At 55.5% G+C, this 25838-nt stretch carries 24 protein-coding genes; 14 read left to right on the top strand and 10 right to left on the bottom strand.

Going from position 1 to position 25838, the window contains the following annotated elements; all coding sequences use genetic code 11:
• Positions 1–2: 2 nt before the first annotated feature.
• Genes araD1 through ACK3CJ_RS07510 form a run of 7 tightly spaced genes read left to right on the top strand, consistent with a single transcriptional unit; the run spans position 3 to position 7463 of the window.
• On the top strand, positions 3–974 hold the full coding sequence (araD1, locus tag ACK3CJ_RS07480; RefSeq protein ID WP_409525814.1) for an AraD1 family protein: 972 nt from the start codon (positions 3–5) through the stop codon (positions 972–974).
• Positions 971–1750 (top strand): SDR family NAD(P)-dependent oxidoreductase, encoded by a 780-nt coding sequence (locus ACK3CJ_RS07485; protein ID WP_409525815.1) that lies wholly within the window; start codon positions 971–973, stop codon positions 1748–1750. The genes araD1 and ACK3CJ_RS07485 overlap by 4 nt, the downstream gene beginning before the upstream one ends.
• Positions 1747–3492 carry an L-arabinonate dehydratase gene (gene araD, locus ACK3CJ_RS07490; RefSeq protein WP_409525816.1) on the top strand — a complete coding sequence of 582 codons (1746 nt, stop codon included), beginning with the start codon at positions 1747–1749 and terminating at the stop codon, positions 3490–3492. Before ACK3CJ_RS07485 ends, araD begins: the two co-directional genes overlap by 4 nt.
• Before the next feature lie 34 nt (positions 3493–3526).
• The gene (locus ACK3CJ_RS07495) at positions 3527–5041 is read left to right on the top strand and encodes an aldehyde dehydrogenase (NADP(+)) (protein ID WP_409525817.1); all 1515 of its coding nucleotides are present in this window, start codon (positions 3527–3529) and stop codon (positions 5039–5041) included.
• Between the two features lie 7 nt (positions 5042–5048).
• Positions 5049–5990 (top strand): 2-dehydro-3-deoxygalactonokinase, encoded by a 942-nt coding sequence (locus tag ACK3CJ_RS07500; protein WP_409525818.1) that lies wholly within the window; start codon positions 5049–5051, stop codon positions 5988–5990.
• Positions 5980–6591: a 2-dehydro-3-deoxy-6-phosphogalactonate aldolase gene (locus ACK3CJ_RS07505; RefSeq protein WP_409525819.1), complete on the top strand. Its 612-nt coding sequence runs from the start codon at positions 5980–5982 to the stop codon at positions 6589–6591. The genes ACK3CJ_RS07500 and ACK3CJ_RS07505 overlap by 11 nt, the downstream gene beginning before the upstream one ends.
• Positions 6588–7463: an SMP-30/gluconolactonase/LRE family protein gene (locus tag ACK3CJ_RS07510; RefSeq protein ID WP_409525820.1), complete on the top strand. Its 876-nt coding sequence runs from the start codon at positions 6588–6590 to the stop codon at positions 7461–7463. Before ACK3CJ_RS07505 ends, ACK3CJ_RS07510 begins: the two co-directional genes overlap by 4 nt.
• A gap of 142 nt (positions 7464–7605) precedes the next feature.
• Here ACK3CJ_RS07510 and ACK3CJ_RS07515 read toward each other — a convergent pair whose 3' ends face one another.
• Positions 7606–8622 carry an aldose epimerase family protein gene (locus tag ACK3CJ_RS07515; RefSeq protein WP_409525821.1) on the bottom strand — a complete coding sequence of 339 codons (1017 nt, stop codon included), beginning with the start codon at positions 8620–8622 and terminating at the stop codon, positions 7606–7608.
• Between the two features lie 242 nt (positions 8623–8864).
• Between ACK3CJ_RS07515 and corA the strand changes: the two genes are divergently transcribed.
• The gene (gene corA / locus ACK3CJ_RS07520; protein ID WP_409525822.1) at positions 8865–9818 is read left to right on the top strand and encodes a magnesium/cobalt transporter CorA; all 954 of its coding nucleotides are present in this window, start codon (positions 8865–8867) and stop codon (positions 9816–9818) included.
• 90 nt (positions 9819–9908) lie between these two features.
• On the opposite strand, the gene ACK3CJ_RS07525 is transcribed toward corA, so the two are convergent.
• Positions 9909–10457 carry a peptidylprolyl isomerase gene (locus ACK3CJ_RS07525; RefSeq protein WP_409526561.1) on the bottom strand — a complete coding sequence of 183 codons (549 nt, stop codon included), beginning with the start codon at positions 10455–10457 and terminating at the stop codon, positions 9909–9911.
• A 225-nt stretch (positions 10458–10682) separates the two neighbouring features.
• Between ACK3CJ_RS07525 and ACK3CJ_RS07530 the strand changes: the two genes are divergently transcribed.
• The 3 genes from ACK3CJ_RS07530 to ACK3CJ_RS07540 are packed head-to-tail and all read left to right on the top strand — an operon-like array spanning position 10683 to position 12650.
• Positions 10683–11414 carry a DUF6134 family protein gene (locus ACK3CJ_RS07530; RefSeq protein WP_409525823.1) on the top strand — a complete coding sequence of 244 codons (732 nt, stop codon included), beginning with the start codon at positions 10683–10685 and terminating at the stop codon, positions 11412–11414.
• 2 nt (positions 11415–11416) lie between these two features.
• Positions 11417–12199, top strand: a complete 783-nt coding sequence (locus ACK3CJ_RS07535) for an SDR family NAD(P)-dependent oxidoreductase (protein ID WP_409525824.1) — start codon at positions 11417–11419, stop codon at positions 12197–12199.
• The gene (locus ACK3CJ_RS07540; protein WP_409525825.1) at positions 12189–12650 is read left to right on the top strand and encodes a nuclear transport factor 2 family protein; all 462 of its coding nucleotides are present in this window, start codon (positions 12189–12191) and stop codon (positions 12648–12650) included. The genes ACK3CJ_RS07535 and ACK3CJ_RS07540 overlap by 11 nt, the downstream gene beginning before the upstream one ends.
• 135 nt (positions 12651–12785) lie before the next feature.
• On the opposite strand, the gene ACK3CJ_RS07545 is transcribed toward ACK3CJ_RS07540, so the two are convergent.
• The 8 genes from ACK3CJ_RS07545 to ACK3CJ_RS07580 form a co-directional block, all read right to left on the bottom strand.
• Positions 12786–15839, bottom strand: a complete 3054-nt coding sequence (locus ACK3CJ_RS07545) for an efflux RND transporter permease subunit (protein ID WP_409525826.1) — start codon at positions 15837–15839, stop codon at positions 12786–12788.
• Between the two features lie 14 nt (positions 15840–15853).
• Positions 15854–16918 (bottom strand): efflux RND transporter periplasmic adaptor subunit, encoded by a 1065-nt coding sequence (locus ACK3CJ_RS07550; RefSeq protein WP_409525827.1) that lies wholly within the window; start codon positions 16916–16918, stop codon positions 15854–15856.
• Positions 16919–16929: 11 nt separating this feature from the next.
• Complete coding sequence (locus ACK3CJ_RS07555; RefSeq protein ID WP_409525828.1) at positions 16930–17517, bottom strand: TetR/AcrR family transcriptional regulator; 588 nt, start codon at positions 17515–17517, stop codon at positions 16930–16932.
• Positions 17518–17620: 103 nt separating this feature from the next.
• A complete protein-coding gene (locus tag ACK3CJ_RS07560; protein WP_409525829.1) occupies positions 17621–18124 on the bottom strand; it encodes a DUF3833 domain-containing protein in 504 nt (167 codons plus the stop codon).
• The gene (locus ACK3CJ_RS07565) at positions 18105–19511 is read right to left on the bottom strand and encodes an MFS transporter (RefSeq protein WP_409525830.1); all 1407 of its coding nucleotides are present in this window, start codon (positions 19509–19511) and stop codon (positions 18105–18107) included. The genes ACK3CJ_RS07560 and ACK3CJ_RS07565 overlap by 20 nt, the downstream gene beginning before the upstream one ends.
• Positions 19512–19519: 8 nt before the next feature.
• Entirely contained in the window at positions 19520–20758 is a 1239-nt protein-coding gene (locus ACK3CJ_RS07570; protein WP_409525831.1) for a class I SAM-dependent methyltransferase, read from the bottom strand.
• Entirely contained in the window at positions 20745–21551 is an 807-nt protein-coding gene (locus tag ACK3CJ_RS07575; protein WP_409525832.1) for a DUF1365 domain-containing protein, read from the bottom strand. The genes ACK3CJ_RS07570 and ACK3CJ_RS07575 overlap by 14 nt, the downstream gene beginning before the upstream one ends.
• Positions 21548–22939, bottom strand: a complete 1392-nt coding sequence (locus ACK3CJ_RS07580) for an NAD(P)/FAD-dependent oxidoreductase (protein ID WP_409525833.1) — start codon at positions 22937–22939, stop codon at positions 21548–21550. The genes ACK3CJ_RS07575 and ACK3CJ_RS07580 overlap by 4 nt, the downstream gene beginning before the upstream one ends.
• A 128-nt stretch (positions 22940–23067) precedes the next feature.
• Here ACK3CJ_RS07580 and ACK3CJ_RS07585 point away from each other — a divergent pair, with 128 nt between their 5' ends.
• The 3 genes from ACK3CJ_RS07585 to phrB all read left to right on the top strand — a co-directional run bounded on the left by ACK3CJ_RS07585 (position 23068) and on the right by phrB (position 25819).
• Positions 23068–23673 (top strand): sigma-70 family RNA polymerase sigma factor, encoded by a 606-nt coding sequence (locus ACK3CJ_RS07585; protein ID WP_409525834.1) that lies wholly within the window; start codon positions 23068–23070, stop codon positions 23671–23673.
• Complete coding sequence (locus ACK3CJ_RS07590) at positions 23670–24323, top strand: ChrR family anti-sigma-E factor (RefSeq protein WP_409525835.1); 654 nt, start codon at positions 23670–23672, stop codon at positions 24321–24323. Before ACK3CJ_RS07585 ends, ACK3CJ_RS07590 begins: the two co-directional genes overlap by 4 nt.
• Positions 24324–24409: 86 nt before the next feature.
• A complete protein-coding gene (gene phrB, locus ACK3CJ_RS07595; RefSeq protein WP_409525836.1) occupies positions 24410–25819 on the top strand; it encodes a deoxyribodipyrimidine photo-lyase in 1410 nt (469 codons plus the stop codon).
• The last annotated feature ends 19 nt before the right edge of the window (positions 25820–25838 follow it).

Genomic DNA, 25838 nt, shown 5'->3' on the forward strand with positions numbered 1-25838 from the left:
TAATGTATTTGTCTCAATTGAAACGGGGCGGCGTCATCTGGCGCGAGGCAGAGATCGCGTACAGGGTCAACGATGCCGAGAGCAGTTATGCGTTGGCACAGGAGGCGATCACTGCCGGGCTTGATATGCGTTCGGTGATCAAGCGCCACGGGCTGGGTGAAATGGTCGACCTGAGGGCGCTGGCCGCCGACGGTCGCCTGGACTGCCCAGTGCGTCATCCGGATCCCGCACATATGTTTCTGACCGGCACGGGACTGACTCACCTTGGTTCGGCTTCCGCTCGGGATGCAATGCACACCTCAGAAAACAGTGAGGGGCTGACCGATTCGATGAAAATGTTCCGCATGGGGGTAGAAGGCGGCAAGCCCGGCCCCGGCGAAACCGGAGTACAGCCGGAGTGGTTCTATAAGGGCACCGGGGCGGTGGCGGTGGCGCCGGGCGATGCCCTGGTTTCGCCGGACTTCGCTCTGGACGGCAGCGAGGAGCCGGAGATTGCCGGTCTCTACCTGATCGGTCCGGACGGTACACCCTTCCGGCTCGGTTTTGCCTTGGCCAACGAGTTTTCCGATCACGTGACTGAACGGATCAATTACCTGTATCTGGCTCACTCAAAACTGCGTCCGGCTGCGTTCGGTCCGGAGATCCTGGTGGGTGAGTTGCCGCAGGATATTCGCGGCCGTTCGCGGATTCTGCGTAACAACGAGGTGATCTGGGAAAAGCCTTTCCTATCCGGCGAGGAGAACATGTCCCACACCATCTCGAATCTGGAGTATCACCACTTCAAGTACGGGCTGTTCCGCGAACCCGGTGATCTGCACGTGCATATGTTCGGCACGGCGACGCTCTCGTTTGCTGACGATGTCCGAGTGGAGCAGGGCGACACTCTGGAGATCGAAGCACCGCAAATGGGGCTACCCCTGCGTAACCCGGTAAGCCGGGCCGAATTACACATCCCGGAGGTACAACCGTTATGACAGTCAGAGGAGCCGATCTTCCGGCTATCTATCCAGATCTGAAGGGGCGCCAGGTGCTGATTTCCGGCGGTGCCACCGGCATCGGTCAGTCGCTGGTGGAAGCCTTTGCCCGTCAGGGAAGCCGCACCGCTTTCGTTGATATCGACACCGGGGCCGGACAGGCGCTGGAGGAAAAACTCGTAGAGGAAGGACTTCAAGTACTTTTCAGACCCTGCGATATCACTGATGTGCGGGGCTATCAGAGCACCATACACGAAATTGCCGACCATTTCGGGCCGATTAGCGTCCTGGTCAATAATGCAGCCAATGATGTGCGTCACGCATTGGATGAGATCAGCTACGAGCGCTTCGATGAGCTGATTGCCGTGAACCTCAAACATCAGATGTTCGCGGCTCAGGCGGTTGTGCCGATGATGCGCCAGGTCAGTCGGGGCTCGATCATCAATTTCGGCTCGATGGGCTGGATGATGGCCGCGCCCGGCTACCCGGTTTATGCCGCCAGCAAGGCGGCTGTCCATGGTATGACCCGCGCCCTGGCACGTGACCTCGGAGGCGAAGGTATCCGCGTCAATACCTTGGTGCCGGGCTGGGTGATGACCGAGAAACAGTTGAAACTCTGGGTTGATGACAAGGCCAGAGAGTTGATCGAGCGCAGCCAGTGCTTGCAGGGGCCGCTGCTGCCGGAGCATATCGCCCAGATGGCACTGTTTCTGGCATCCGATGCCTCGGCCATGTGTTCGGCGCAGAATTTCATTGTCGATGGAGGCTGGGTATGAGCGAGTTCACCCCCGCGAAGTGGCCGCGCAAGCTGCGGTCGACCGAATGGTTCGGCGGCACCAGCCGCGATCACATCTATCATCGCAGTTGGATGAAGAACCAGGGACTACCGGCGGATCTGTTTGATGGCAGGCCGGTGATCGGCATCTGTAACACCTGGTCGCAATTGACCCCCTGCAACGCCCATCTGCGTGATCTGGCAGAGCGGGTGGCCCATGGTATCTACGAAGCCGGTGGCTTGCCGCTGGAGTTCCCTGTGTTTTCCACCGGCGAGAGCTCGCTGCGCCCGAGTGCGATGATGTACCGCAATATGGCGGCGATGGATCTGGAGGAGGCGCTACGCGCCAATCCGCTGGATGGCGTGGTGCTGCTGGCCGGTTGCGACAAGACTACGCCGGCACTGCTGATGGGCGCCTGCAGTACCGATATTCCTGCCATTATGGTGTCGGGCGGACCGATGCTCAACGGTTGGTTCCGTGGCGAGCGGGTTGGTTCCGGGACTGCACTCTGGCAGATGTCGGAGGATATCAAGGCGGGCAAGATGAGTACCGAGGACTTCCTTGAAGCGGAGCAGGCGATGTCGCGCTCAGCCGGCAGCTGTAACACCATGGGCACCGCCAGCACTATGGCCAGCATGGCTGAAGCGCTGGGGATGGCGCTGTCCGGCAACGCAGCCATACCGGCGGTGGATAGCCGTCGTCGCGTGATGGCGCATCTATCCGGCCGTCGTATCGTGCAGATGGTCAAGGACGATCTCAAACCCTCCGATATATTGACCCGCAAGGCGTTCGAAAACGCGATCCGCGTCAATGGTGCAATCGGTGGCTCCACCAATGCCGTGATCCATCTGCTGGCGATTGCTGGACGTGTCGGTATTGATCTGACTCTGGACGACTGGGACCGTCTTGGCCGAGATATCCCCACTATTGTCAATCTGATGCCGTCGGGCAAATATCTGATGGAAGAGTTCTTCTATGCCGGTGGACTACCGGTGGTGATCCGGATGCTTGGTGAGGGCGACAGGCTGCACCGGGAGGCGCTTACCGTTTCCGGTGGTGCGATCTGGGAGGAGGTGAAAGATGTACACAACTGGAACGAGGATGTGATTCGCCCGGTAGACAAGGCGCTGACCTCCAGCGGTGGCATCGTGGTGCTCAAGGGCAATCTGGCGCCGGGTGGTGCGGTGCTCAAACCGTCGGCCGCGACTTCAGGGCTGTTGCAGCATCGTGGCCGTGCCGTGGTTTTTGAGGATATCGACGACTACAAGGCGCGGATCAACGACGAAAACCTGGATGTTGATGAGAGCTGTATTCTGGTGATGAAAAACTGCGGGCCCAAGGGTTATCCCGGCATGGCCGAAGTGGGCAACATGGGACTACCGCCGAAGGTGCTGCGCAAGGGAATCACCGACATGGTGCGTATCTCCGATGCCCGCATGTCCGGCACGGCCTATGGCACTGTAGTGTTGCACACCACTCCGGAGGCGGCGGCGGGTGGGCCGTTGGCGGTGGTGCGCAACGGCGACATGATCGAACTTGATGTGGCCAACCGCCGCCTGCACCTGGATATCTCTGACGAAGCGCTGGCCGCTCGAATGGCGGACTGGCAGTCGTCGGTGAAAGCGCCGGAAAGCGGTTATGCCCGGTTGTTCTACGAGCACGTGCAGGGTGCCGATACTGGCGCCGATTTTGATTTTTTGCGCGGTTGTCGAGGCGCGGCGGTGCCGAGAGACAGTCATTGAGTCATTTCACATTTTCAAATTTGGGAGTTTTACAATGCTGACAGGCAAACACTTGATAGCCGGTCACTGGGTGGGCGGCGACCGCACTTTCCATTCGTCACCATCAAAGGGATCGGCGCACGAGTTCTCAGTGGGGACACCGGCTGAGGTTGAACAGGCTGCTCAGGCCGCTGAGGCAGCCTTTGCCTCCTTCGGTTACTCTAGTCGTGAAGAGCGTGCTGTTTTCCTTGATCTCATCGCCGACGAGATTTATGCCCGAGGTGACGCCATCATCGAGATAGGTTGTCAGGAGACCGGTCTGCCCGAAGCACGCCTGATCGGTGAACTCGGGCGAACGGTGGGTCAGTTGCGCCTGTTTGCCCAATATATCGCAGAAGGTGATTATCTGGATCGTCGACATGATCGAGCGTTGCCGGAACGCAGCCCGCTGCCACGTCCCGACATGCGTTTGATGCAGCGTCCAGTGGGGCCTGTGGCGGTATTTGGCGCCTCCAATTTTCCATTGGCATTCTCCGTGGCGGGAGGCGACACCGCTTCTGCGTTAGCGGCTGGCTGCCCGGTGATCGTCAAGGGGCATTCGGCACATCCTGGTACAGGTGAACTCGTCGCCAAGGCGATCGACGCGGCGCGTCAGGTGCTCAATCTGCACCCAGGAGTATTTTCCTTCATTCAGGGCGGCAACCGTGAAGCGGGTCAGGCGCTGGTGCAGGATCCGCGGGTCAAGGCTGTCGGATTTACCGGTAGCCTCGGTGGTGGGCGTGCCCTGTTCAACCTCTGTGCTCAGCGCCCGGAACCTATCCCTTTTTTCGGCGAACTCGGTTCTGTTAACCCGATGTTCCTGATGCCGACGGCAGTTGCTCAGCGGGGTGGTGCAATCGCCGAGGGGTGGGCTGGGTCGCTGACGATGGGGGCGGGACAATTCTGTACCAATCCGGGGCTCGCCATCCTGATTGATGGCGACGACGCCGAGCGCTTTATCGAAACGGCTGGCAAGACGCTGGAAGGGATCGGCGCGCAGACCATGCTCACGGATGGCATCGCTGAGGCCTATCGTGGTGGAGCGGGCAGAATACAGGCGTCCAGCGGTGTGCGTGAGGTACTGGTCACATCGTGCGACAATCGGAATGCGACGCCTTATCTGTTTGTGACCTCGGGTCGCGAGTGGCTGGAAAATGCAACGCTCGGGGAAGAGGTGTTTGGACCGCTAGGCTTGGTGGTCAAAGTGGCTGATTTCGATGAGATGCTGACGGTGGCCAGTTCGCTGGAAGGTCAGCTCACCTGCACCCTGCATCTTGATACCGACGATATTGCTCAGTCCCGCCAGTTGATGCCGATCATCGAGCGCAAGGCGGGTCGGGTGCTGGCCAACGGTTTCCCGACCGGGGTCGAGGTATGCGATTCGATGGTCCACGGGGGGCCCTATCCGGCATCCACCAACTTCGGCGCCACCTCAGTGGGGACGATGGCGATCCGGCGTTTCCTGCGGCCGGTCTGTTATCAGAATCTGCCGGTGGAGTTGTTGCCCGCCGACCTGCAGTCTCTCGAGTGAGGACACATTGAACATCGATTGGATCGCGGTGGATTGGGGTAGCACGCATCTTCGTGCCTGGGCTTGTTCTCGCGAAGGGACAGTGTTGCAGCGGGCCGAGTCCGCCAAGGGGATGACACAGTTGCAGCCGGAACAGTTTGAACCGACGCTGCTGGAACTGGTGGAACCCTGGCTTATGTCCAGGACGACGACGGTTGTCGCCTGTGGCATGGTCGGGGCGCGCCAGGGCTGGATCGAAGCCCCCTACCGTCCGGTACCCTGCCGACCGCTCCCGGCCCAGCGCCCGATTGAAGCGCCGATGACTGACTCGAGAATGCGGGTCTTCATTGTGCCGGGGCTCAGTCAGGCGTCACCGGTCGATGTCATGCGTGGAGAGGAGACCCAACTGGCCGGGGTTCTGGCTGGACAGCCCGGCTATCAGGGGGTGGTCTGTCTGCCCGGGACGCATTGCAAATGGGTACAGATGCAGGACGGGCAGGTGACGGGGTTTCAGACCTTTATGACTGGCGAGCTGTATGCGTTGCTATCGGAGTATTCGGTGTTGCGCCATGGCCTGTCGGGCGATGATAAAATGGGCGAAGCCTGGGATAACCATGCCTTTGTCGACGCTTCACGGGAGGCATTCTCTCATGCGGAACAGATGCCGGCCGCGTTGTTCGGCCTGCGTGCGCAAGGCTTACTGAACGGACTGGCACCGGCAACGGCACGTGCTCGCCTGTCCGGCTTGCTGATCGGCTCGGAACTTGCGGCTGCTCGATCGCTGTGGCAGGGCCGGAACCTGACCCTGGTAGGTAACATCGGACTGCCTGCGCTCTACCTTGAAGCGTTGCACGCGCAGGATATCGAGGTTCAGGCGCTGAATTCGCAACGTATCACCCTCGACGGACTGCGGGAGGTGTTCGCCCTGGTATCCGCCGATCAACCGGAGACAGCTGCCAATGAGTCGTAATCTGATCGCAATTCTCAGGGGGATCCACCCCGAGGAGGCCGAAGCGGTGACTGCCGCGCTGATCGATGCGGGTATCACACGGATAGAAGTACCGCTGAACTCCCCCGATCCTCTGCGGAGCATCGGCCTTATGGCGCGTGCGTTTGGAGACGATGCCGAGATCGGCGCCGGTACCGTGCTGAGTGTCGATGATGTCGGCGCGGTTGCCGATGCAGGCGGCAGGTTCATCGTGGCGCCGAATGTCGATCTGGAGGTGATTCGGGCGTGCAAACCTCTGGGACTGGATGCTTACCCAGGTGTACTGACGCCGAGCGAGTGTTTCGCAGCCCTGAAGGCCGGAGCCCGGGCGCTGAAAGTGTTCCCGTCCTGCATGATGGGGCTGGATGGACTGAAAGCGATCCGCACCGTCCTGCCCGCCGACGCACAGGTGCTGATGGTCGGTGGCGTGGACGACAGCAACTTTGTCCAGTGGCTGGAGGCCGGGGCCAGCGGTTTCGGCATCGGCACGGCGCTCTACCGGCCAGGCAAGCCAGTGGCGGTGGTGGCCGCGGATGCCCGGCGGATGGTGGAAACCTTCGATCTGGAGCGGAAAGGACGATGAAATATTCAGCCGTCAACACTTACGACAGCCGGGCCTGTACCCTGGGCGAAGGGCTGCTCTGGCATCCTCAGCGGCAGCAGTTGTTCTGGTTCGATATTCTCGGTAACAGGCTGTTGACCCGAACTGACGAGGCGCAGGCGCAGGTCTTGTGTTTCGACGAGCATGTTTCCGCGGCAGGCTGGGTCGATCTCAACACTCTGTTGATCGCGAGCGAGAGCGGACTTTACCTCTTTGATCTCGACAACGGCGGTCGCGAACGGGTCTGTCCGCTCGAGGCCGACAATCCGTTTACCCGTTCCAATGACGGTCGTGCCGATCTCTGGGGTGGTTTCTGGATCGGTACCATGGGGAAGGCGGCCGAGACCGATGCCGGGGCGATCTACCGCTACTATCGAGGCGAGGTACGCCGGCTACTGGCGCCGCTGACCATTCCCAACGCTATCTGCTTTTCACCGGATGGCGGCTATGCGTACTTTGCCGACACGGCGAAAGGGACGATCTGGCGCCTGGCTCTGGAACCGGAAAGCGGCTGGCCAAGAGGTGATCCCGAGTTGTTTATCGATTGCAGGCAGGAGGGAGTGAACCCCGATGGTGCCGTGGTCGACAGCGAGGGGCGGCTCTGGAATGCGCAGTGGGGCGCCTCGCGTATCGCCTGTTACGATACTGCTGGCCGATTCCTGAGTGCTGTTACCTTTCCCGCATCGCAGATCAGCTGTCCAGCCTTTGGCGGCGCCGATTTCGGTACTCTGTTTGCTACGTCGGCGCGGGAGGGACTGTCGGATGAAGTCTTGCACGAACAGCCGGAAGCGGGGTGTACCTTCGTTGTCGACACAGATGCACGAGGGCAGCCGGAACCCAAGGTGTTGCTCTGACTTTCTTGTAACAGATTACTTAAAACCGTCTGTAGCAGAGTGTTGAAAAAACGTCTGGATTGATGACACTGGTCTTCAAGTATCGTGTTCTGGATACTCTGGAGCGAGATGCCCAATCGACCCTAATCCCCCCCAATCACCCCTAATCATGTCCAGAACTGAACTGCCACTCGATCAGATGTTCGTAAACGTCGCCGGGTAACAGCCAGGAGGAGGGGAAATCTGGCCGGTTGGGGCTGTCGGGATAGCTCTGCGGCTCCAGTGCGATTGCGGCGGCCGGGTGCAGTGGGTGGGCTTCTCGACTGCTCAGTTCTGGGCTGAAATGACGGGCGAGGTAGAACTGCAAACCCGCTTCTGTGGTGGATAGGCGAAGACTGCGCCCGCTTTCAGGATCAGTCAAGCGCGCCACTGGTCTCAACTGTCCGCGCTCGCCTGTGAGGCAAAAGTTGTGATCGAAGCCGCCGCTGTCGGCCAGGTGTTCACTGATCGACACCTCCTGCCTGAAATCATAAGCCGTGCCATCGACCGGGCTGCGTCCCGGCAATGGGATCAACTGATCATTCACCGGCAGGTACTCGTCCGCATCAATCTGCAGCAGATGGCCAGCCGCGCTCTGGCTGAAATCGCCGCTCAGGTTCCAGTAAGCATGATTGGTCAGATTGACGACCGTCGGTCGGTCGCAGGTGGCGATGATCAGGCACTGTAGCCGGTCCTCATCGACAATACGGTAGGTCACCTGTGTCTTCAGCGTACCGGGGTAGCCCTGATCGCCATCCGCTGAGGTCAGGGAAAACGTGATCGAACGGGAATCGAGCACGGCGCTTTCCCAGTGGCGGCGGTCGAAACCCTCTACACCGCCATGCAGGTGGTTGGTGCCCTCGTTTGCACTCAGCGCTATCGGCCGCCCATCCAGCTCGAAACGAGCCTGACAGATGCGGTTGGCATAGCGTCCGCAGATGGCGCCGATATAACTGTCCTTTGCAGGGTAGTCTTCGAGTCTGGGAAAACCCAGCGCGATGTTAGTTTCGCTGCCGTCCGGGTTATGCAGGTACAGAGCCAGCAGACGGGCACCATAGCTGCAGAACTCAGCCCGGAACCGATCGCTTTTCAGATCCAGGATCCGGGGTTCCTGGCGACCGAACGGAGAGGGAGAGGTCATTGGAGATTCCTTTTATCTGTTGTTTTCAGCAAAAATTCGGATGCGGGGAGTAGGCTTTTGATAGTTCATACCAGCAATGAATCATCAACAACGCCTATCATACAATATCGGAGGCAGTAAGGTTACGCGCGATGGCTTCCCTGCAGTGATCTGTAACGGATATGTTTCTGTTATTTGAACAATTTTGTTACATTCAGTGGTTATAGTATCTGTATTGATGATCATACTTTACGAGAAGCCACATGATTCGAAGCTATATACTTGAGCGGGGGTTGATGAGGGAGCATCCTCTGGATCCAGATCAATTGGCAGATGGACTCAGGAGTTCAAGCTGGATAGATCTGCAGGAAGCATCTGAGGATGAGATTGCGGTTGTTGAGCAACTGTATCCGGAAAGCCTGCCCAAAGTGGGTGATGTTGAAGAGATAGAGGCGAGCGCCCGATATTTCATCGAGGGGCAGGACCTTCATGTTCACTCCCTGTTTCTGTACCAATCTGAAGGGCGGCACAGGACTGCCACTGTTGCTTTTACGCTGAAACCTGATGTGTTGCTGAGCATTCGGGATGTGGGCCTGGCCGACTTTCGGTTGCTCAGGCTGCGGTCGCGTCGTGGTTGGGTTGATGCCGATTCGCCGCTGCAGATACTGACGTCCATCTTCCAACTCAAGGTAGATAACCTGGCCGATCAGCTGGAGGATCTATTGCGCGATCTGGATGGGATCAGCAGCCACATTCTTGAGAACAGAGATGAGGCACAGTCTGCGTCCATGGATAAACTGGCCAAGCTTGAAGACAGTAACGGACGCATTCGCTTGTGTCTGATGGATACGCAGCGCTCGGTTTCATTTCTGATTCGGAATATCCATCAGCATCCAGATTCCAAGGAAAACTGTCGTGAGATATTGCGAGATCTGGATACCCTGATGGCGCATGCAGCGTTTATCTTTGAAAAGATCGATTTTCTGATGAATACGTCGCAGGGCTTTATCAATATCCAACAGGCGAAGATTATCAAGATATTCTCCATTGCTGCTGTCGTTTTCCTGCCACCTACCATGGTCGCCAGCATCTATGGCATGAACTTTGAAGTAATGCCCGAACTGCAATGGACGGCGGGCTATCCCTTTGCGCTGGGGATGATGCTTCTGGCCGGGGTGGCCCCCTATACCTTCTTTCGATACAAGGGTTGGCTATAGCAGGTATCGAATGGGCACCGCATAGTGATATCGCTGAGCGGTGCCGCAGGTTTGTACGGTTCTCTGGTGGCCTTTCTGGTGATCTGAGCCTTATTCAGCAGCCGCAACTCGTGTAGCAGATTCAATCACCACAGGCTCAACAGGCACATCTGCCATGCGGCTGTGTGTGGTGGTCGGAACTGCGCGGATCCTGTCGACGACATCCATACCGCGTACTACCTCACCGAATACCGCATATCCAGGGCGACCGGTCGCACCATCCAGATTGAAATTGTTAACTGTGTTGATAAAGAACTGAGCTGTAGCACTGTCAGGCGCGCGGGTACGTGCCATGGCGATGGTGCCGCGACGGTTGCTCAGGCCATTGTCTGACTCGTTCTTGATTGGCTCCTGGGTTGCCTTTTGTGTCATCTCTGCATCAAAACCGCCGCCCTGAATCATGAAGTTCTCAATCACGCGGTGAAAGATCAGGCCGTTGTAAAAGCCAGCATCAACATATGCCAGAAAGTTTTCTACGGTGATCGGAGCATTTTCTGCATCCAGTTGCAGTTCAATTTCACCCAGATTGGTTTTCAGCACAACACGATTCGAGTCGTCGGCCAGTGCCAGGCTATTCAATGACAGCATGAGTGCCAGCATGCACAGCAGGCGAAGAGTACGGGTCAGTAACATCTTTGGAGGTTTCCTTGCTCAGTTCAGATGGGGTTATCAGTCTTTGTTAAGGACTACTATAGCTAAGGAAAGTTGCAGGATAAACCGACGAAGACGCTCACAATGAATTAAATACGGCAGAAGAGACTATGAACTGCATGTCGTTCCGCTTCGTAGTACTAGCAATGAAATTCGATTGATGTGGATATTGGTATGGATATTGGTATAGAGAGTGACGTGAATATCGGCATAAAGAGCAGTATGAGTAATCAGCCTATCAAGGCTCTGTTATTGGGTGTGCTGCTGTGTTCTCTTGCCCTGCAGAGTCAGGCCAGCCAGTTGGCTGAGCGCGCATTCGAACTCTATGGAGACAAGGCTCAATTTGATGTTTACCGACGTGATACCTCCATCGGTTCCCACTCACTGACGTTCACTCAGGAGGATGGCTTGCTGCGTGTTGATGTCGAGATGGCATTGCAGATACGGTATCTCGCTCTGTTTTCCTATCGCTATCTGTATCAGGCAACGGAGTGGTGGCAGGACGACCAACTGATCCGGCTGGAGGTGAGTGTCGATGATAATGGCACGTCGCAAATGATCAGTGCCCGTCGTGAGGGGGATCAGCTTCTGGTTGAGTCGGATGAAGGTAGCCGCAGTCTGGAATCAGGGTTGATCACGACCAACCACTGGAATCGCGCCATTCTGGATCAGACCCAGGTACTGAATACGCTGACCGGACAGATAAGCGAGATCCAGGTGGAGATGCTGGGTAATGATCAGGTGCCGTTTGGTGATGAAGTTGTGGATGCAATGCGCTATCGATTGGGCGGCGAGCTGATCGATACAGACACCTGGTATGATGCCGATGGGCGCTGGATGGGGATGGAGTTCTCGGCAACCGACAAGTCTCGTATCCGTCTGATCAGCAGCGGTATGGAGCAGTAGAGATGAAAGAGCTCCAATGGAAACTCGTCTGGATTACGGGCGGTGGCACAGGTATTGGTCGCTCGACAGCCTTGTCTCTGTCTGAGTCAGGCGCCAGAGTAATCATTTCAGGTAGAACTGAAAACGCGTTGAAGGCCGTTGCAGATGAGTCGGTGGCGCAGCATCATTCGGGCAGTGTCATCCCACTTGTGCTGGATATGACCGATCAGGTTGCGGTCGGGCAGGCAGTGGAACTGATTGAAGCCGAGTATGGCAAGCTGGATCTGGCACTTCTATGTGCTGGCAACCATCAATCGATGCCTGTAGATCGCTTCAGTGCCACGACCTGTCGTGAGCTGATGGAGGTCAACTACTTTGGCGTCATGAATGCGTTGGACGCTCTGTTGCCGCGCATGCTGGCGCGAGATAGCGGAGTGCTGGGTGTGGTGGCATCGGTTGCCGGGTATCGTGGCTTGCCGACAGCGGCTGCCTATGGCGGCAGCAAGGCTGCGCTGATCAACGCCTGTGAAGCGCTGGCAACAGAACTCAGAGGGACAGGGGTGCATCTGTCACTGATCAATCCCGGCTTTGTACGCACACCCTTGACGGATAAAAACTCTTTCCCGATGCCCTTTCTGATCGAGGCTGATGATGCCGCCAGCGCGATCCTGAAAGGGCTCCAGCGCAAGCGGTTCGAGATCGCCTTTCCCTGGACCTTTGTGTTGCAGCTCAAGATAATGAGATTACTGCCTTACTTTATCTATCTACCACTTATCCGCAAGGTAACGGGTGCTGATGCCAAATAAGTCAAAAGAGCTGACAACTGAGCAGCTTCAACGCAATCAACAGACCTGTGCACGCTATGCGGCGTTGTTTTCGTCATTGACTCCTGAACGTATCGCCGAGTTTGAACCTCTGGTCACGCCCGGTATCCATTTTCAGGACCCTTTTAATGATCATCATGGCTTTGATCAGATGAGGCGTGTGCTGGAAGATATGTTCCGCCAGACGCGTGATCCCGGCTTTGAAGTGACGGAAATCAGTGTTGTCGAGGATAGAGCTTACCTGCGCTGGATATTTCATGCCGGATTACCGGTGGTGGGTGATCTGCGAGTGGAGGGTGTCAGTCGACTGGCTTTTGATGAGCAGGGGAAAGTGTCTGAACATATCGACTATTGGGACAGCGCCCCGATCTACCTGAGACTGCCAGTGCTGGGGGCACTGTTAAGGCGGGTCCGAGCAAAAATGGGTAGTTGAAAATAGATAGTTGAGAATAGGTATTTGAAAATAGGTAGTTGAATATAGATAGTTGAAAAATGACAGTTGAGTATGAAAAGTAGAATAAAAAACGTCCGGGGCAGCGATAGCACCCGGACGTTGTGTTGACAATAATCAGGCCGCTATTTTGCGAGCCGGCTTGATGCCAAAGAGCAAAGCATAGAATACCGGCACAGCGATCAATGTCAGCAGCGTCGCAAATGCCAGCCCCCCCATGATCGTTACCGCCATACTGGAGAAAAATGCATCCGTCAGCAATGGCAGCATACCGAGTATAGTGGTCACGGCGGCGAGAAAGACCGGACGCAGACGACTGACACTGGCATCAATGATCGATTCGACTTTATCCTTGCCGCCACTGATCTGGCTGTCTATCTCATCCACCAGAACAATCGCGTTCTTCATCAGCATCCCTGACAGACTGAGGAAGCCAAGCAGGGCCATGAAGCCAAAGGGCATGCCACTGCCGAGCAAACCAATCACCACACCGCACACCGACATGGGCACTACCAGCCAAATGATCAGCGGCTGGCGCAGCTTTCCGAACAGCAGGATGGAGATCAGCAGCATTATCAGGAAGCCCAGTGGTAGCTGAGCACCAAGAGAGGCCTGTGCTTCGCTGGAGCTTTCGAACTCACCGCCCCACTGCATACGATACCCCTGCGGCAGATCGATTGCCTCAATCGAAGCGCGAATGGCCCTAAGTGCCGCATCTGCCGTCAGATCATCCTTCGGCTCGGCCTGAACTGTCAGCGTGCGTACCCTGTCACGACGATGGATCAGGGTCTCCTCACTTTCAGTGATGAAGCGCTCGACCACCTGAGTGATTGGGATATAGGCTGATAACCCCGGACTCCAGATCAGCCGCTCTTCCAGACGGTCGGCATCCAGTCGTTCATCGGCCGGTGGGCGGGCGATGATCGGTATCTGTTCATCACCTTCACGATAGGTACCGGCACGTATACCGACGGTCGCGAACTGCAGAGTTTCGGCGACATGGGTACGGCCAAGACCCGCAATGCGAGCGCGCTCCTCATTGAACAAGGGAACAATGACCAGCTCCTGCTTGTTCCAGTTCTGCCGTATATCCTGCAGATTGCCATTTGCCTGCATGATGCTGATCGCTTCATCACCCAGCTGTCTTAATACAGCGGCATCTGGTCCTGAAAAGCGTGCTTCTATCTTGGCACCACTACCCGGTCCGAAAACCAGTTTCTGGGTACGGATATCTGCATCTGGATAGGTGGGGGGTAACTCCCGGCGCAGTGCCTCGGCCAGAGGGTCTATCTGAAGACGGTCCTCCACCTCGATGATGAACTGACCGTAAGCAGTATTCGGTTGCTCTGGATTATAGGTCAACATGAAACGGCTCGCGCCCTGGCCTACCAGCGTTGTTACGGCGACGACACCTGGTTGCTGACGTATTATCTCATCAATTTCGGCCATATCTCTTGCCGTGGCACGAATGTCGGTGCCCTGTGGTAACTGATAATTGACGTAAAAAATGGGCGTGTTGGAGTCTGGAAAGAATGCCTGCTTTACGAAACCGAAGGCGTAGAAGCAACTGCTGGTCAGTAGCAGGAGGACGATAACTGTGAAGCCTCTTGCGCGCAGTGCTCGGTTCAGAAAGCGCTGATACAGTCGATAGGCGGTGCCATCGTAAGGGTCATCCTTCATGTTTTTATCGGATACTTTCAGCATGTAGTACCCGAACAGAGGAGTCACAGTAATCGCCAGCACCCAACTGAGTAACAGCGAGATACCAATCACGGCAAACAGCGAGAAGAGAAATTCACCTGTGGAGTCCGGTGACAGTCCAATACCTGAGAACGCCATGATACCGATCACGGTTGCTCCGAGCAGCGGGATCTGAGTCCGTTTGGCCGCATCACTTGCAGCGGTCTTGGCGCTGATACCACGCTGCATGTTGATCAGCATCCCTTCGGCGATAACGATGGCATTATCCACCAGCATCCCCATGGCGATGATCAGCGCGCCGAGCGAAATACGCTCCATCTCGATGCTGAACAGGCGCATGAAAAAGACGGTCCCCAGCACGGTCAGCAACAGCGTAGCGCCGACGACGAAACCGACACGCCAACCCATGAACAGGCAGAGTACGCCGATAACGATCACGACCGCCAGCGCCAGGTTAAACACAAAACTGTTGATCGATTCATCCACCACTACATGCTGCTCATAGATGGGATTAATCTCAATTCCCAGTGGAATCTGCTCTTTCAACAGATCCAGCTGCTGACTGACGCGCTGACCTACTTCGACAATGTTGGTGCCGGCAACGGCTGATATGGCCAGTGTAAAAGCGGGCTTGCCATTGAAGCGAACCAGATGTGAAGGGATCTCGGTTGTACTGCGATAGATATCAGCAATATCCAACAGACTCAGCTGTTCGGTTGAGCCGGGGGTGCCAACTCTGACGGCTTCAATACTGGCGACTGAGTCGAAGCCGGGACGTGATATCAGGCGAACTCGACGATCATCCACAGTGATCGCACCAGCATCGGCGACAGCATTTTCCGATTGCAGTGTCTGGGCCAGAAGATTCGGATCGATACCGAGACTGGTCATGCGCTCATTGGTGACATCGATATAGATGCTCTCGGTTTGTTCGCCACGGGTTTCCACCTTGGCAACATCCTTGACCGTTAATAATTCACGACGAAGAAAAGTCGACAGATCATGAATCTCTCGTTCGGTGAAGCCTTCAGCTGTGACCGCATAGAAAAGACCGAATACATCGCCGAAGTCATCATTCACCATCGAGTTTCCTGCGCCGGGTGGCAGGTAGGGTTGAGCATCACCCACCTTGCGGCGCACTTCATCCCAGACCTGCGGCATCTGGGGGCCATCATAGGTGTCTTTTATCTCGATCTCGATTTCAGACAGTCCAGGCGAAGATTTGGATTTGACCCGCTTTAGTTGTGGTAGCTGCTGCAGAGTAGATTCCAGCAGTTCAGTGACCTCTTCTTCAACCTCCTGCGCAGTTGCGCCAGGATAGGGAGTGACAACCAGCGCCTGTTTGAGTGTGAACGCTGGATCTTCCAGACGACCGATGGTCAACAGCGCCCATATCCCCCCCAGCAGACAGATCATTACGATCAACCAGGTATTGACCGGCTTTTCGATAGATGTACGTGCAATATCCATGTTCATCTATCCTGTCAGAAGTGGTCGAATGGGCGCACGGACATGCCATCTGACAGCAGATTAGTACCAGCTGTCACGATGGTATCACCTGGCTCAAGACCAGTGAGAACCGGCACATGAGTGCCTGAAAGTGTTCCCAGTGTGACTGCTTGAGGGGTCACGATGTTTCGCTCAGTATCATAGCGCCACACCCTGAAATTGCCGTTGCTGTCAGTGTCGACAGCGGAGAGTGGTACGCTGACCAGCCGCAGTGGCTCACTGCCATTGCGGGTAATCGAGACTGTCAGTGTCATACCCGGTAATATCTCTATCTCTTCCGGTCTTTCCATGCCGAATACCACTTCATATGTCTGTGTGGCGCGATCCACTTCGGTGGCATGCTCGCGGTATTCCAGCGGGAACACCTGCTCAGGGTAGTCGGGGGAGTGGGCTTCAACCTTGAATCCGTTGCGTCCGCCGATCAGAGCGATCAGACCTTCCGGCACATTGATCCGTACACGCAGCTCGGTGACATCCTGTACGCGCACGACCGGAGTATTGGCCTGCACATTACTGAAACGATCTATCAGACGACGTGTGATCAATGCATCAAAGGGTGCATTGATACGGGTGTAGGAGAGGTTACGACGAGCGTTGTCCAGCGCTACAGATTGTAGCTGATGATCGGTATTGGCCTGATCAAATGCCGAGTCCGAGACCATGTTTCTGTCAACCAGTGTTTTTATTCGCTCCAGATTTTTCTGGGCGTGCTCTTTCTGTACTTCAGATTCACGAACAGCAAGTGCAAAATCGGATTGGTCCAGAGCGGCAATCAATTCACCTTTTTTGATCAAGGTGCCTTGCTGTACATCCAGTTCCGAGATTTGGCCACCCACTTGAAACGAGAGGTCTACCGTGCTGACAGCATCCACTCTGCCGACAAAGCGGCGGCTGTTGAGTTGAGTATCAGCCCCCACGGTCTCAATTCGGACCGGCTTGGGTTGGATGGCGGCAACCGGTTCATTATTTTCTGCGCTGCAGGCAACCAGAGCCAGGCCTGCCAGCGCGATGATCAGATGACGAGTTGGGATGATTTTCATGTTGGTTTTTCTCAGGATACCGGTTGTTCGTTGCAGGGGGTGTTGATCTGCTCATCCTTCGCCAATTGAAGCAGACGATCCATCAGGTGGTCGGCTTTATCGGCAGGAAAGGGCTCTATGTTCAGCAGTGACATGAACATCAGACCGTCGGCTGCAGCCCAGAGCAACATGGCCAGATCCGGGTCTGGTGACTCCTGCTGGATACTCTGATAATGCTCTTTGTAAAGGTTGCGCAGTGGATCAAGCAATTGAGGGTTCTGTGCGCCGGCAGCCAGAATCGCCATGGAGATATTGCGGTCAATGATCTCTTCGCAGCGGACACACTCAATCATGGCCTGCAGCGTTGGATTCAGCTCGCTGGCAACCTCATCACGAAAAGCCTGCATTTTGGGTTCAACACTGTCGATCAGGCGTTGCAGCATCCCCTGTATCAGGGCCTCTTTGCTGGGGAAGTTATAGAGCAGTCCGCCTTTGCTGAAACCGCTCTCCTTGGCAACGGCATCGAGAGTCAGGTTGGCTGCACCCTCGCGGGCTACAACTTGCTGTGCAGCATCAAGAATAGCGTTACGTGAATCGGGGGAGCTCTTGCGTTTTGACATGACTGTACCATCCAGACGGTTAGTTTACCGACCAGATGGTATAGTAAAAAAATCGATCAGGCAAGATCCATTTGCCGTGTCTTTCCTTGAATCATATTGACGCTCAATCGAAGAGTGAGAAGGGTGGTTTTGCAAGATCCTCAGAGCGGGCAAAAAACAGGGTGACTTGACCGAGTTCAAAGCCCCATTTACTGACAGTGGCTCGATTGATCATGACCTCGCCGGGTTGCAGATACATCCAGTCATTGAAACCGACTCGCCAACTGCCATCTCCCACTTTCAGGTCCATGCGATAGCGCCAGTTCAACGCATTGCCACGCACGACTCCCTTTGCGACGCCAACAATGTCGTCTGCCCGCCCCTCATAATGACCATCACCGATGGGCGTGATGGTCCAGATGCGCTGATCGCGCTCTCCATCCGAGTAGAGAAAGCGCTCATCCAACACCAATTGAGTGCCATCCCATTTTCCGTCTATCTCGACCTGAAATTCTCGCCGCAGATTACCGAAGCGATCCTCAAAAATACCCCAGGCATAGAGCTTGCCATCGAAGTATTCTTCCAGCACCAGTTCCGGCTCTCGATTTTCAAATTGTTCGAGATTCATGTTGCTGCAGCCTGTCAGTATCAGAAATGTCATTAGGGATATCAGTGTACGAAGCATGGGTTGAACTCCTGCCAGACCGCTCCATCAAGCGGCGCTGGATAGCGGTATGGTGATGGGTCTTTAAAGGAAAACCCCACAAGAGTGCAATAGCACCTGCTTTGAATACGCAGGGTAACAGTGCGTAGATCAGACCCAGAGCCAGGAGTGGGGCTGCGTTTTCGGCTGAGTAGCCACTGAGCTCCAATAAGCCCAGCGCCAGCAGAGCGGCCAACGCCAGAGCCAGTTTGGTGGCGCCGTTCCACAGGGCAAAGAGCAGCCCGGTCTGCTGGCGCCGGAAGCGGAATCTGTCCCAGTCGGTGATCTCTGCCTGCATGGCATGTGGCAGTGCCAGATCAGCCCCCAGAGCTGCACCGGTCAGAATGCAGATCAGCATGAATAGAACCTCATCACCCGGACCGAGCCAGGGGGCTGGTAAAAATGCCAGCACGGCACCCGACATCGCCAGTTGCCAGAGCACACGCTTGTCGATCTTTTTCGACAATATGAGCCACAACGGCAATGACAGGCAGGCGGCAGCAAAGTAGATCAGGATATAGACAGGCCTGTCCGCTTCGGTTCCACCCAGCACCGCCGTGATGTAGAAGGGAAACAAAACCGCTGGCACACCGTTAGCGATACCGTTACAGAACCAGGCTGCGACAAGTCTCAAGGCCAGCCGGTTTTGCAATAATGCCCAGTGTCTGCCACTTGAATGTTTTTTTCCAAGGCCTGGCTGGTGCGTCTGCGTCTGCAGCGGCATCGCAAAGCGCAGTAATCCAGCGATCAAAGGTGCACCCAGCAGGATGGTCACAGCGGCCATTAACCAGAGTGTTGCCTGGGTGTCGAACCCCAGGGACACAGCCACGACCGGCAGGGATGCGGAAAGCAGCAGACCAATCAGTGCCAGGCCTTCGCGGCCGGTGGCTGCACGCGCACGTTGGTAGCTGTCGGTGCTGAGGTGGCTGAGCCAGGTGATGTAGGGCACTTGAATCAGCGTCCAGCCGAGGTAAAGTAATAGCGAGCCGCAAAAGAGCGTCAGCATTGCGTGCTCTGTCGGTGGGTTGATCAGCAGGAGCAGTGATGGGATGCAGATCAGCCCGCCCAGTATCAGACTGAGCCGGTAGGTGCGGGTGTTACCTCGATCCAGCCAGTGCCCGATCAACGGATCAGTGATCACATCAGTCAGGCGTGCCAGCATCAGCAGCACGCCTGTCCATAGCAATGGCAGGGCGTAGTGTTCTACATAGTAGGCGGGGAGCAGTACATAGATCACGACGGTGGGAATGGCCAGCGGCAGTGCTGGCCCTGAGTAAGCCAGCAGTGTCGACGTCGCGATCTGGTTTTTCACCGGCAGGCTCACTCAGCTTCTATCTGATAAAAGCCGACATCCACCGTGCCATGCCTGAAGCCTCCCTCGCAATATGCCAGATAATAAAGCCACATCCTCCGAAAGCGCTCATCAAAGCCCTGGCTTCGGATACGTGGCCATTGCTCAATGAAACTGTGGCGCCACAGGGCCAGTGTGTGTGCGTAATCCTGGCCGAACAGTTGTTCTGCCGTGAGGTTGAGATCGGCATCTGCCACAGCTTTGCGCAGTCGTTCAGGGCTTGGCAGCATGCCGCCGGGGAAGATATATCGCTGGATGAAGTCAGGGTTGCGGCGATAGTCGGCAAAGCGCTGATCGTCGATGCTGATGACCTGAAGCACCGCTTTGCCACCGGGTTTCAGGCAGCGCTTGATCTGATCAAAATAGGTACCCCAGTGCTCCTCTCCAACCGCTTCAAACATCTCAATGGAGACGATATGGTCGTATTGTTTGCTGACATCGCGATAATCGGTCAGGCTGAAATGACACAAATGGTCGAGGCTGGCGCGTTTAACTCGCTCCTGTGCATACGTCAGTTGCTCCTGTGAAAGGGTAATGCCCTCTACTGAAACGCCAAATTCGCGTGATGCCAGCTCGGCAAAACCTCCCCAGCCACAGCCAATTTCCAGTACTGTCTGGCCGGGTTTCAGCTGAAGCATCTCGGCGATACGACGGTATTTGTTGGCCTGAGCATCAGCCAATGGCATCTCGGATGATTCGAAAAGCGCTGCCGAGTAGGTCATGCTCGGATCCAGCCACAACTGATAAAACTCATTTCCCAGATCGTAGTGGTAGGCGATATTGCGACGACTGCCACGCTTTGTATTGGCACGACTCAGATGCATCAGTCGATTCAGCGTGCGAATCCAGAGCTTGCCATCATTCAGCGTCGTCATGCGTGCTTCATTACCGAGCGCCCAGCGGACCAGTGCCGTCAGATCTGGTGAATCCCAGTCGCCATCCATGTAGCTCTCGGCCCAACCGACCAGGCCTCCACGCAGGAGTTTGCGGATCGGTTTGAGATTATGCAGCCTCACCTCAGCTCGTGGCTCTCCATCGTGAGGTGCGCCGAACTGTAATGTCTGCTCACCGGGCAGGGTCAGCATCAGCGTGCCATATTCCAATGCCGGCAGATGGCGCAGGACCGCGTCCAGGCACCAGCGGTTTAACCAACCCTGCTCGGGCAGCAGGTCTCGTGCAGTCATGCTGCGATATTCAGATGGCTTCATGCACTGTCACTCCTTTGCCGGATACCAGTGAAACTGAATAGGTGGGAGCATCGGGTCTTGGTTGTAACCTCATGCCTTTGCGCCACAATCTGAGGGCTTCCCAGTGGATGCCGGCAATCACTTTGAGTGTCATTAACGGGTAGCGTAAAAAGCTCCTTACCAAGGCGCTGTTGCTGATCTCATGACGGATGCCGGTGAAGGTGGCATCCAGTACCGGTCCCTCATCGCCTGACTGGCGAATACAAACCGCAATTCTGTTGCCAGGTGGCTGCATGCGGAACGAATAGTCTGTCTCCATTGGCATGAAGGGTGATACGTAAAGCAATTTGCGACAGTTTTGTCTCACTATGCGGGAGGTGGCATTCTCATCTGTAGGGATCAGGTAGCTGTGCCGCTGCCCGAAGGTGTTACTGACCTCATAGAGGATCGCCTGCAATGTTTTTTGCTCGTCATAGCAGTAAAAAACACTCAGTGGGTTGAACACATAGCCGAAAATGCGCGGATAGCACAGCAGCATGATCGACCCCTTACCGGTGTTGATATCATGGCTTTGCAGGATGCTTCTGATCTGCTCTTTCAGTGGTGTATCCGATCCATCACCATGGTCACGATCATGGAAGGAGAAAAGATTGAAGCGATTGTGAGAAAACAGCTTCAAGCTGTTGAGCGTATCCACCTCATCCAGATCGATCAACCAGGAGGCAACTTTATAGATGAAACGGTGCTTGTGCGGACGCATGCGGTGATGCATCACTTCGCCCCGGTAAAAGCAGGAGTTGATCTGTGCGCTCATGCAACTGCTTCCTCGGCCTGTGGAACAGAGGGTCGTTTCGGTGGGTGTACATGGATGCGTCCATTGGGCTCTGCCACCTGCCATGGGCGCTGAATACCACCAAGTGCTTCAGCTACTGCCAGTCCTGCCTGAAGACCGTCTTCATGAAAGCCATAGCCGAAATAAGCACCGCAGAACCAGGTGTTGCGATGACCCTGAAGCGCCCAGAGTTTTTTCTGCGCAGAGATGGATTCGAGAGTGAAAACCGGGTGGTCGTACAGAAAACTGCGATAGATGCTCCCGGCTTCTGGCTCCACTACAGGATTCAGGGTGACCAGCAAGGGCTTGCTGGTGCTCAGCGGCTGCAGACGATTCATCCAGTAGGTGACCGACAGGTCACTTTCCTTGCTGTTTTCGTTGTCCCTTTTATCAGCATCAGAACCTCCAGACAGATAGTTCCAACTGGCCCAGGCGGATTTGCGTCTTGGCATCAGAGCGGTATCGCAATGCAGAATGGCGCGGTTGCGTTGATAGGGAAACTTCGACAGCAGATCTGATTCAAGTGGATCCGGCTGTGCCAGCATTTCCAGCGACTGATCCGCATGGCAGGCCAGCACAACATGGTCGAAGGTTTCCCTGCCACCATGCAGGTCCTCAAGAATCACTTTGCCATCCAGCCGATGAATCCGATGTATATGACTGTTAAGACGGATACGACCCTTAAGTGCATCGGCAATGCGAGTTACATATTCACGACTGCCGCCAATCACTGTTCGCCACTGGGGGCGGTTTTCCAGTTGAACCAGCCCGTGGTTCTGGCAGAAACGCAGAAAACTCTGTGCCGGATAATCGAGCATTTTGTCTGCTGGTGTGGACCAGATCGCAGCACCCATCGGTATCAGGTGATCACGCACAAAAGCCTCGCCGTAGCCACCCTGCGCCAGTAGTTCTCTTAATGTAAGCGTTTGAAACTCTTCATTGTTCAGCATATCTGAGGATTCGCGATAAAAGCGCAAAAGGTCGGCAATCATTTTCCAGAAACGAGGCTTCAATAGATTGCTGCGCTGAGCAAAGAGGCCGTTGATATTGGTACCGCTGTATTCGAGCCGTCCCTTTTCCATGGAGACGGCAAACGACATCTCAGTCTCGCTGCTTGCAACATTGAGCTGCTCAAAAAACTTCACCAGATTGGGATAGTTGACCGGATTAAACACAATAAAGCCTGTGTCCACCGGTATCAGCTTGCCATCGACATCCACATCAACGGTATTGGAGTGCCCACCGAGCCGGTCATCTTTTTCGAACAGTGTCACCTGATGCTGTTGATTTAACAGCCAGGCGCAGGATAGTCCTGAAATACCTGATCCTATTACTGCTATTCTGAGTGGGCGAATCGCTTTTACTTTCATCGGCTGGCCTCTTGCCAAACTTTGCATAACGTTTCTGAATCTACGATGATGACTCCCTTTCCAGATCATCATAAGACCAGACTAATTTCATGTGATCCGAACTTTTTTTTCCAGCGTAGGAGTGGGTGATGCAAGAAGATGAGCCTATAGGAGGCGATGTGAACGCAGTCACCAAGCTAGCGGAGGACAGCAGAAAGCAGATGCGCGATGAATGGTCTGCACAACTGATGTCTCTTGGCGAAACGCGCGATAAAGTCGTGTTTGCACAGCTCTTCAGTTATTTCGCCCCCAGGGTGAAAGCGTACATCATACGCCTGGGCATGCCTTTGGCGACAGCCGAAGAGGTGACGCAGGAGGCGATGCTGGCGGTCTGGCGCAAGGCACATATGTTCAACTCTGAGAAGGCGGCCGCGAGCACCTGGATCTTCACTCTGGCACGTAATCAGTGTATCGACCGTATGCGTCGCGAAAAAGCGGTGGAGTATGAGTTGCCGGAGGAGGAGCCAGATCCGGATCAGCGCGATAATGCCGAACATGCGATTCTGGCTGAGCGCATGCAGATTGCGATTCAACAGCTTCCTGAAAATCAGGCTCAGGTGTTGCATCTGTCATATTACGAAGGAAAAAGTCATTCTGAAATTGCCGAACAGCTCGGCATTCCGCTTGGCAGTGTTAAATCAAGGTTGCGTCTGGCTTTCAGTAAGCTCAAGACCTACTGGGGAGAAGAAGCGTGAATATTAGCCATCATTTTGACGACGCCACGTTGATGGCCTATGCAGCTGGCACCCTGTCGCAAGGCATGGCACTGGTGGTTGCATGCCATTTACACTGGTGCCCTGAGTGCATGAAGCGTGTCAAGCAGGCGGAGGCAGTCGGTGGAGCGTTGCTGGATAATATCAACCCGGTTGCGGTAAGTGATTCAGCTCTGGACAACCTACTGGCAAGCCTGGATGACGTGCCACCGGCAGCAGTTGAGAAGGTAGAAGCGGTTAAACCGACTCAGAGCGATCTGCCTTATCCACTGTCGACCTATCTGGACAAACCGCTGGATGATCTTCCATGGAAATGGATAGGCTATGGCATGTATCAGGTGGATCTGAATTTCGGTGGTAAAGGTGCGGCTCGCCTGTTCAAACTGGCGCCGGGCGTATCCGTTCCTCACCATACACATACCGGCAATGAGTTGACGCTGATATTGCGTGGCTCCTACAGCGATGAAATTGGTCGTTTTCGCCGTGGTGATGTTGCCGACCTGGACAGCGATGTATTGCATCAACCGATAGTCGATACCGGTGAGGATTGTATCTGTCTGATCGCGACGGATGCCCCTCTGAAGTTTACCGGCATCATGGGCCGTTTGATTCAGCCTTTTGTCGGGCTCTGACAGCTGGCAGGCTCTCTTCGGATATCTTCAGGGCTCTTCACAGAGCTTTGATATAGAGAAGCTTGTTAATTCGTGGTGATGTGCAAATGATGCTCCTTTGGTTGAGAAATGACCTGCGCCTGGTGGATAACCCGGCGCTTTTTTATGCCTGTGAGGCGCGTCAGGGTGTGGTGGCGGTTGTGACGCTGACCCCGGGGCAATGGCGTGAACATGATGAGTCACCCCTTCGGATGTCGCTCTGGCGAGATCGTTTGCGTGAGGTGGCTGGAGCGCTGGGTGAACTGAATATTCCCCTGAAAGTTCTGCGGCTTGATCGCTTTGGCGATGTTGCGCCTGCACTGTGCGATCTGGCCGCGGAGCTCAGGGCGACTGAACTCTACTTCAATTATGAATATCCACTCAATGAGCGCCAGCGCGATCGCGAAGTCTGTCGTATGCTGGAATCCACCGGTGTCAGTTGCCGTGGTTATCACGGTGAGCTGATTATTCCACCTGGCCAGGTATTGACCGGGCAGGGCACTCCCTTCAAGGTGTTCACGCCCTTCAGCAGGCGCTGGCGTCAACAGCTCATGACGCGTGATGTTCAGCCGCTGGGGCTGCCGTCCGGACAGCCTGTGTCGAGCGTGAACTCAGACTCGATACCCGATGATTATGACCCTGGTTATGATCCTGGCTATGAGGTTGCCGAGTATTCAAGGGATCTCTGGCCTGCAGGTGAGGCAGCTATTTCGTCACGACTGCAGAGTTTTATCGCGGAACAGGTTCTGGATTATCGTGAACAGCGTGACTTTCCGTCAGTTGAAGGCACATCACGGATATCACCCTATCTGACCATCGGCGCACTCTCGCCGCGGCAGTGTCTGAACGGGCTGATTGCAGGCTCCGCCAATGACGGCTGGCTCGACAGTACCTGGCTGAATGAGCTGGTCTGGCGTGAGTTTTACCGCCATCTGCTGGTGGCGTTTCCCGGCCAGAGTCGGCTTGAACCCTTTCGGCCAGAAGTAGAGGCGCGCATCAGTTGGCAACATCAGGATGAGGCGTTTGCTGCCTGGTGCCGGGGCGAAACCGGTTATCCGCTGGTGGATGCAGCAATGAAGCAGCTGCTGCACACCGGCTGGATGCATAATCGGCTGCGGATGCTGGTGGCCTCTTTCCTGACCAAATTGTTGCGTGTGGACTGGCGGCGAGGGGCTGCTTTCTTCATGCAGCATTTGATCGATGGTGATTTCGCCTCCAATCTTGGTGGCTGGCAGTGGTGTGCATCGGTCGGTGCGGATGCCGCCCCCTATTTCAGAATCTTCAATCCTCAGCGCCAGAGTGAGAGATTTGATCCGGATGCCGCCTTCATCAAAAACTGGCTGCCTGAGCTGGCTTCATTGCCGGCGGCGAAGTGCCACTTGCCCGGAGCAGGTCACTCTCTGGGCCGACCGGCACCGATAGTAGACTATCGCTCAGCGCGACAATCCGCTCTGGATGATTATGCTGCTCACAATTGACCAGGACTCTGCTAGAGTA

The sequence above is a fragment of the Nitrincola salilacus genome (assembly GCF_046271865.1).
Taxonomy (GTDB): domain Bacteria; phylum Pseudomonadota; class Gammaproteobacteria; order Pseudomonadales; family Balneatricaceae; genus Nitrincola; species Nitrincola salilacus.

Coding starts and splice junctions, on each gene's coding strand:
- ACK3CJ_RS07515 (WP_409525821.1), bottom strand. CDS start 8,622: ATGACCTCTCCCTCTCCGTTCGGTCGCCAGGAACCCCGGATCCTGGAT.
- ACK3CJ_RS07560 (WP_409525829.1), bottom strand. CDS start 18,124: ATGAATCTCGAACAATTTGAAAATCGAGAGCCGGAACTGGTGCTGGAA.
- corA (WP_409525822.1), top strand. CDS start 8,865: ATGATTCGAAGCTATATACTTGAGCGGGGGTTGATGAGGGAGCATCCT.
- ACK3CJ_RS07485 (WP_409525815.1), top strand. CDS start 971: ATGACAGTCAGAGGAGCCGATCTTCCGGCTATCTATCCAGATCTGAAG.
- ACK3CJ_RS07505 (WP_409525819.1), top strand. CDS start 5,980: ATGAGTCGTAATCTGATCGCAATTCTCAGGGGGATCCACCCCGAGGAG.
- phrB (WP_409525836.1), top strand. CDS start 24,410: ATGATGCTCCTTTGGTTGAGAAATGACCTGCGCCTGGTGGATAACCCG.
- ACK3CJ_RS07495 (WP_409525817.1), top strand. CDS start 3,527: ATGCTGACAGGCAAACACTTGATAGCCGGTCACTGGGTGGGCGGCGAC.
- araD1 (WP_409525814.1), top strand. CDS start 3: ATGTATTTGTCTCAATTGAAACGGGGCGGCGTCATCTGGCGCGAGGCA.
- ACK3CJ_RS07525 (WP_409526561.1), bottom strand. CDS start 10,457: ATGCTGGCACTCATGCTGTCATTGAATAGCCTGGCACTGGCCGACGAC.
- ACK3CJ_RS07540 (WP_409525825.1), top strand. CDS start 12,189: ATGCCAAATAAGTCAAAAGAGCTGACAACTGAGCAGCTTCAACGCAAT.
- ACK3CJ_RS07530 (WP_409525823.1), top strand. CDS start 10,683: ATGGATATTGGTATAGAGAGTGACGTGAATATCGGCATAAAGAGCAGT.
- araD (WP_409525816.1), top strand. CDS start 1,747: ATGAGCGAGTTCACCCCCGCGAAGTGGCCGCGCAAGCTGCGGTCGACC.
- ACK3CJ_RS07535 (WP_409525824.1), top strand. CDS start 11,417: ATGAAAGAGCTCCAATGGAAACTCGTCTGGATTACGGGCGGTGGCACA.
- ACK3CJ_RS07550 (WP_409525827.1), bottom strand. CDS start 16,918: ATGAAAATCATCCCAACTCGTCATCTGATCATCGCGCTGGCAGGCCTG.
- ACK3CJ_RS07570 (WP_409525831.1), bottom strand. CDS start 20,758: ATGAAGCCATCTGAATATCGCAGCATGACTGCACGAGACCTGCTGCCC.
- ACK3CJ_RS07545 (WP_409525826.1), bottom strand. CDS start 15,839: ATGGATATTGCACGTACATCTATCGAAAAGCCGGTCAATACCTGGTTG.
- ACK3CJ_RS07580 (WP_409525833.1), bottom strand. CDS start 22,939: ATGAAAGTAAAAGCGATTCGCCCACTCAGAATAGCAGTAATAGGATCA.
- ACK3CJ_RS07510 (WP_409525820.1), top strand. CDS start 6,588: ATGAAATATTCAGCCGTCAACACTTACGACAGCCGGGCCTGTACCCTG.
- ACK3CJ_RS07585 (WP_409525834.1), top strand. CDS start 23,068: ATGCAAGAAGATGAGCCTATAGGAGGCGATGTGAACGCAGTCACCAAG.
- ACK3CJ_RS07575 (WP_409525832.1), bottom strand. CDS start 21,551: ATGAGCGCACAGATCAACTCCTGCTTTTACCGGGGCGAAGTGATGCAT.
- ACK3CJ_RS07555 (WP_409525828.1), bottom strand. CDS start 17,517: ATGTCAAAACGCAAGAGCTCCCCCGATTCACGTAACGCTATTCTTGAT.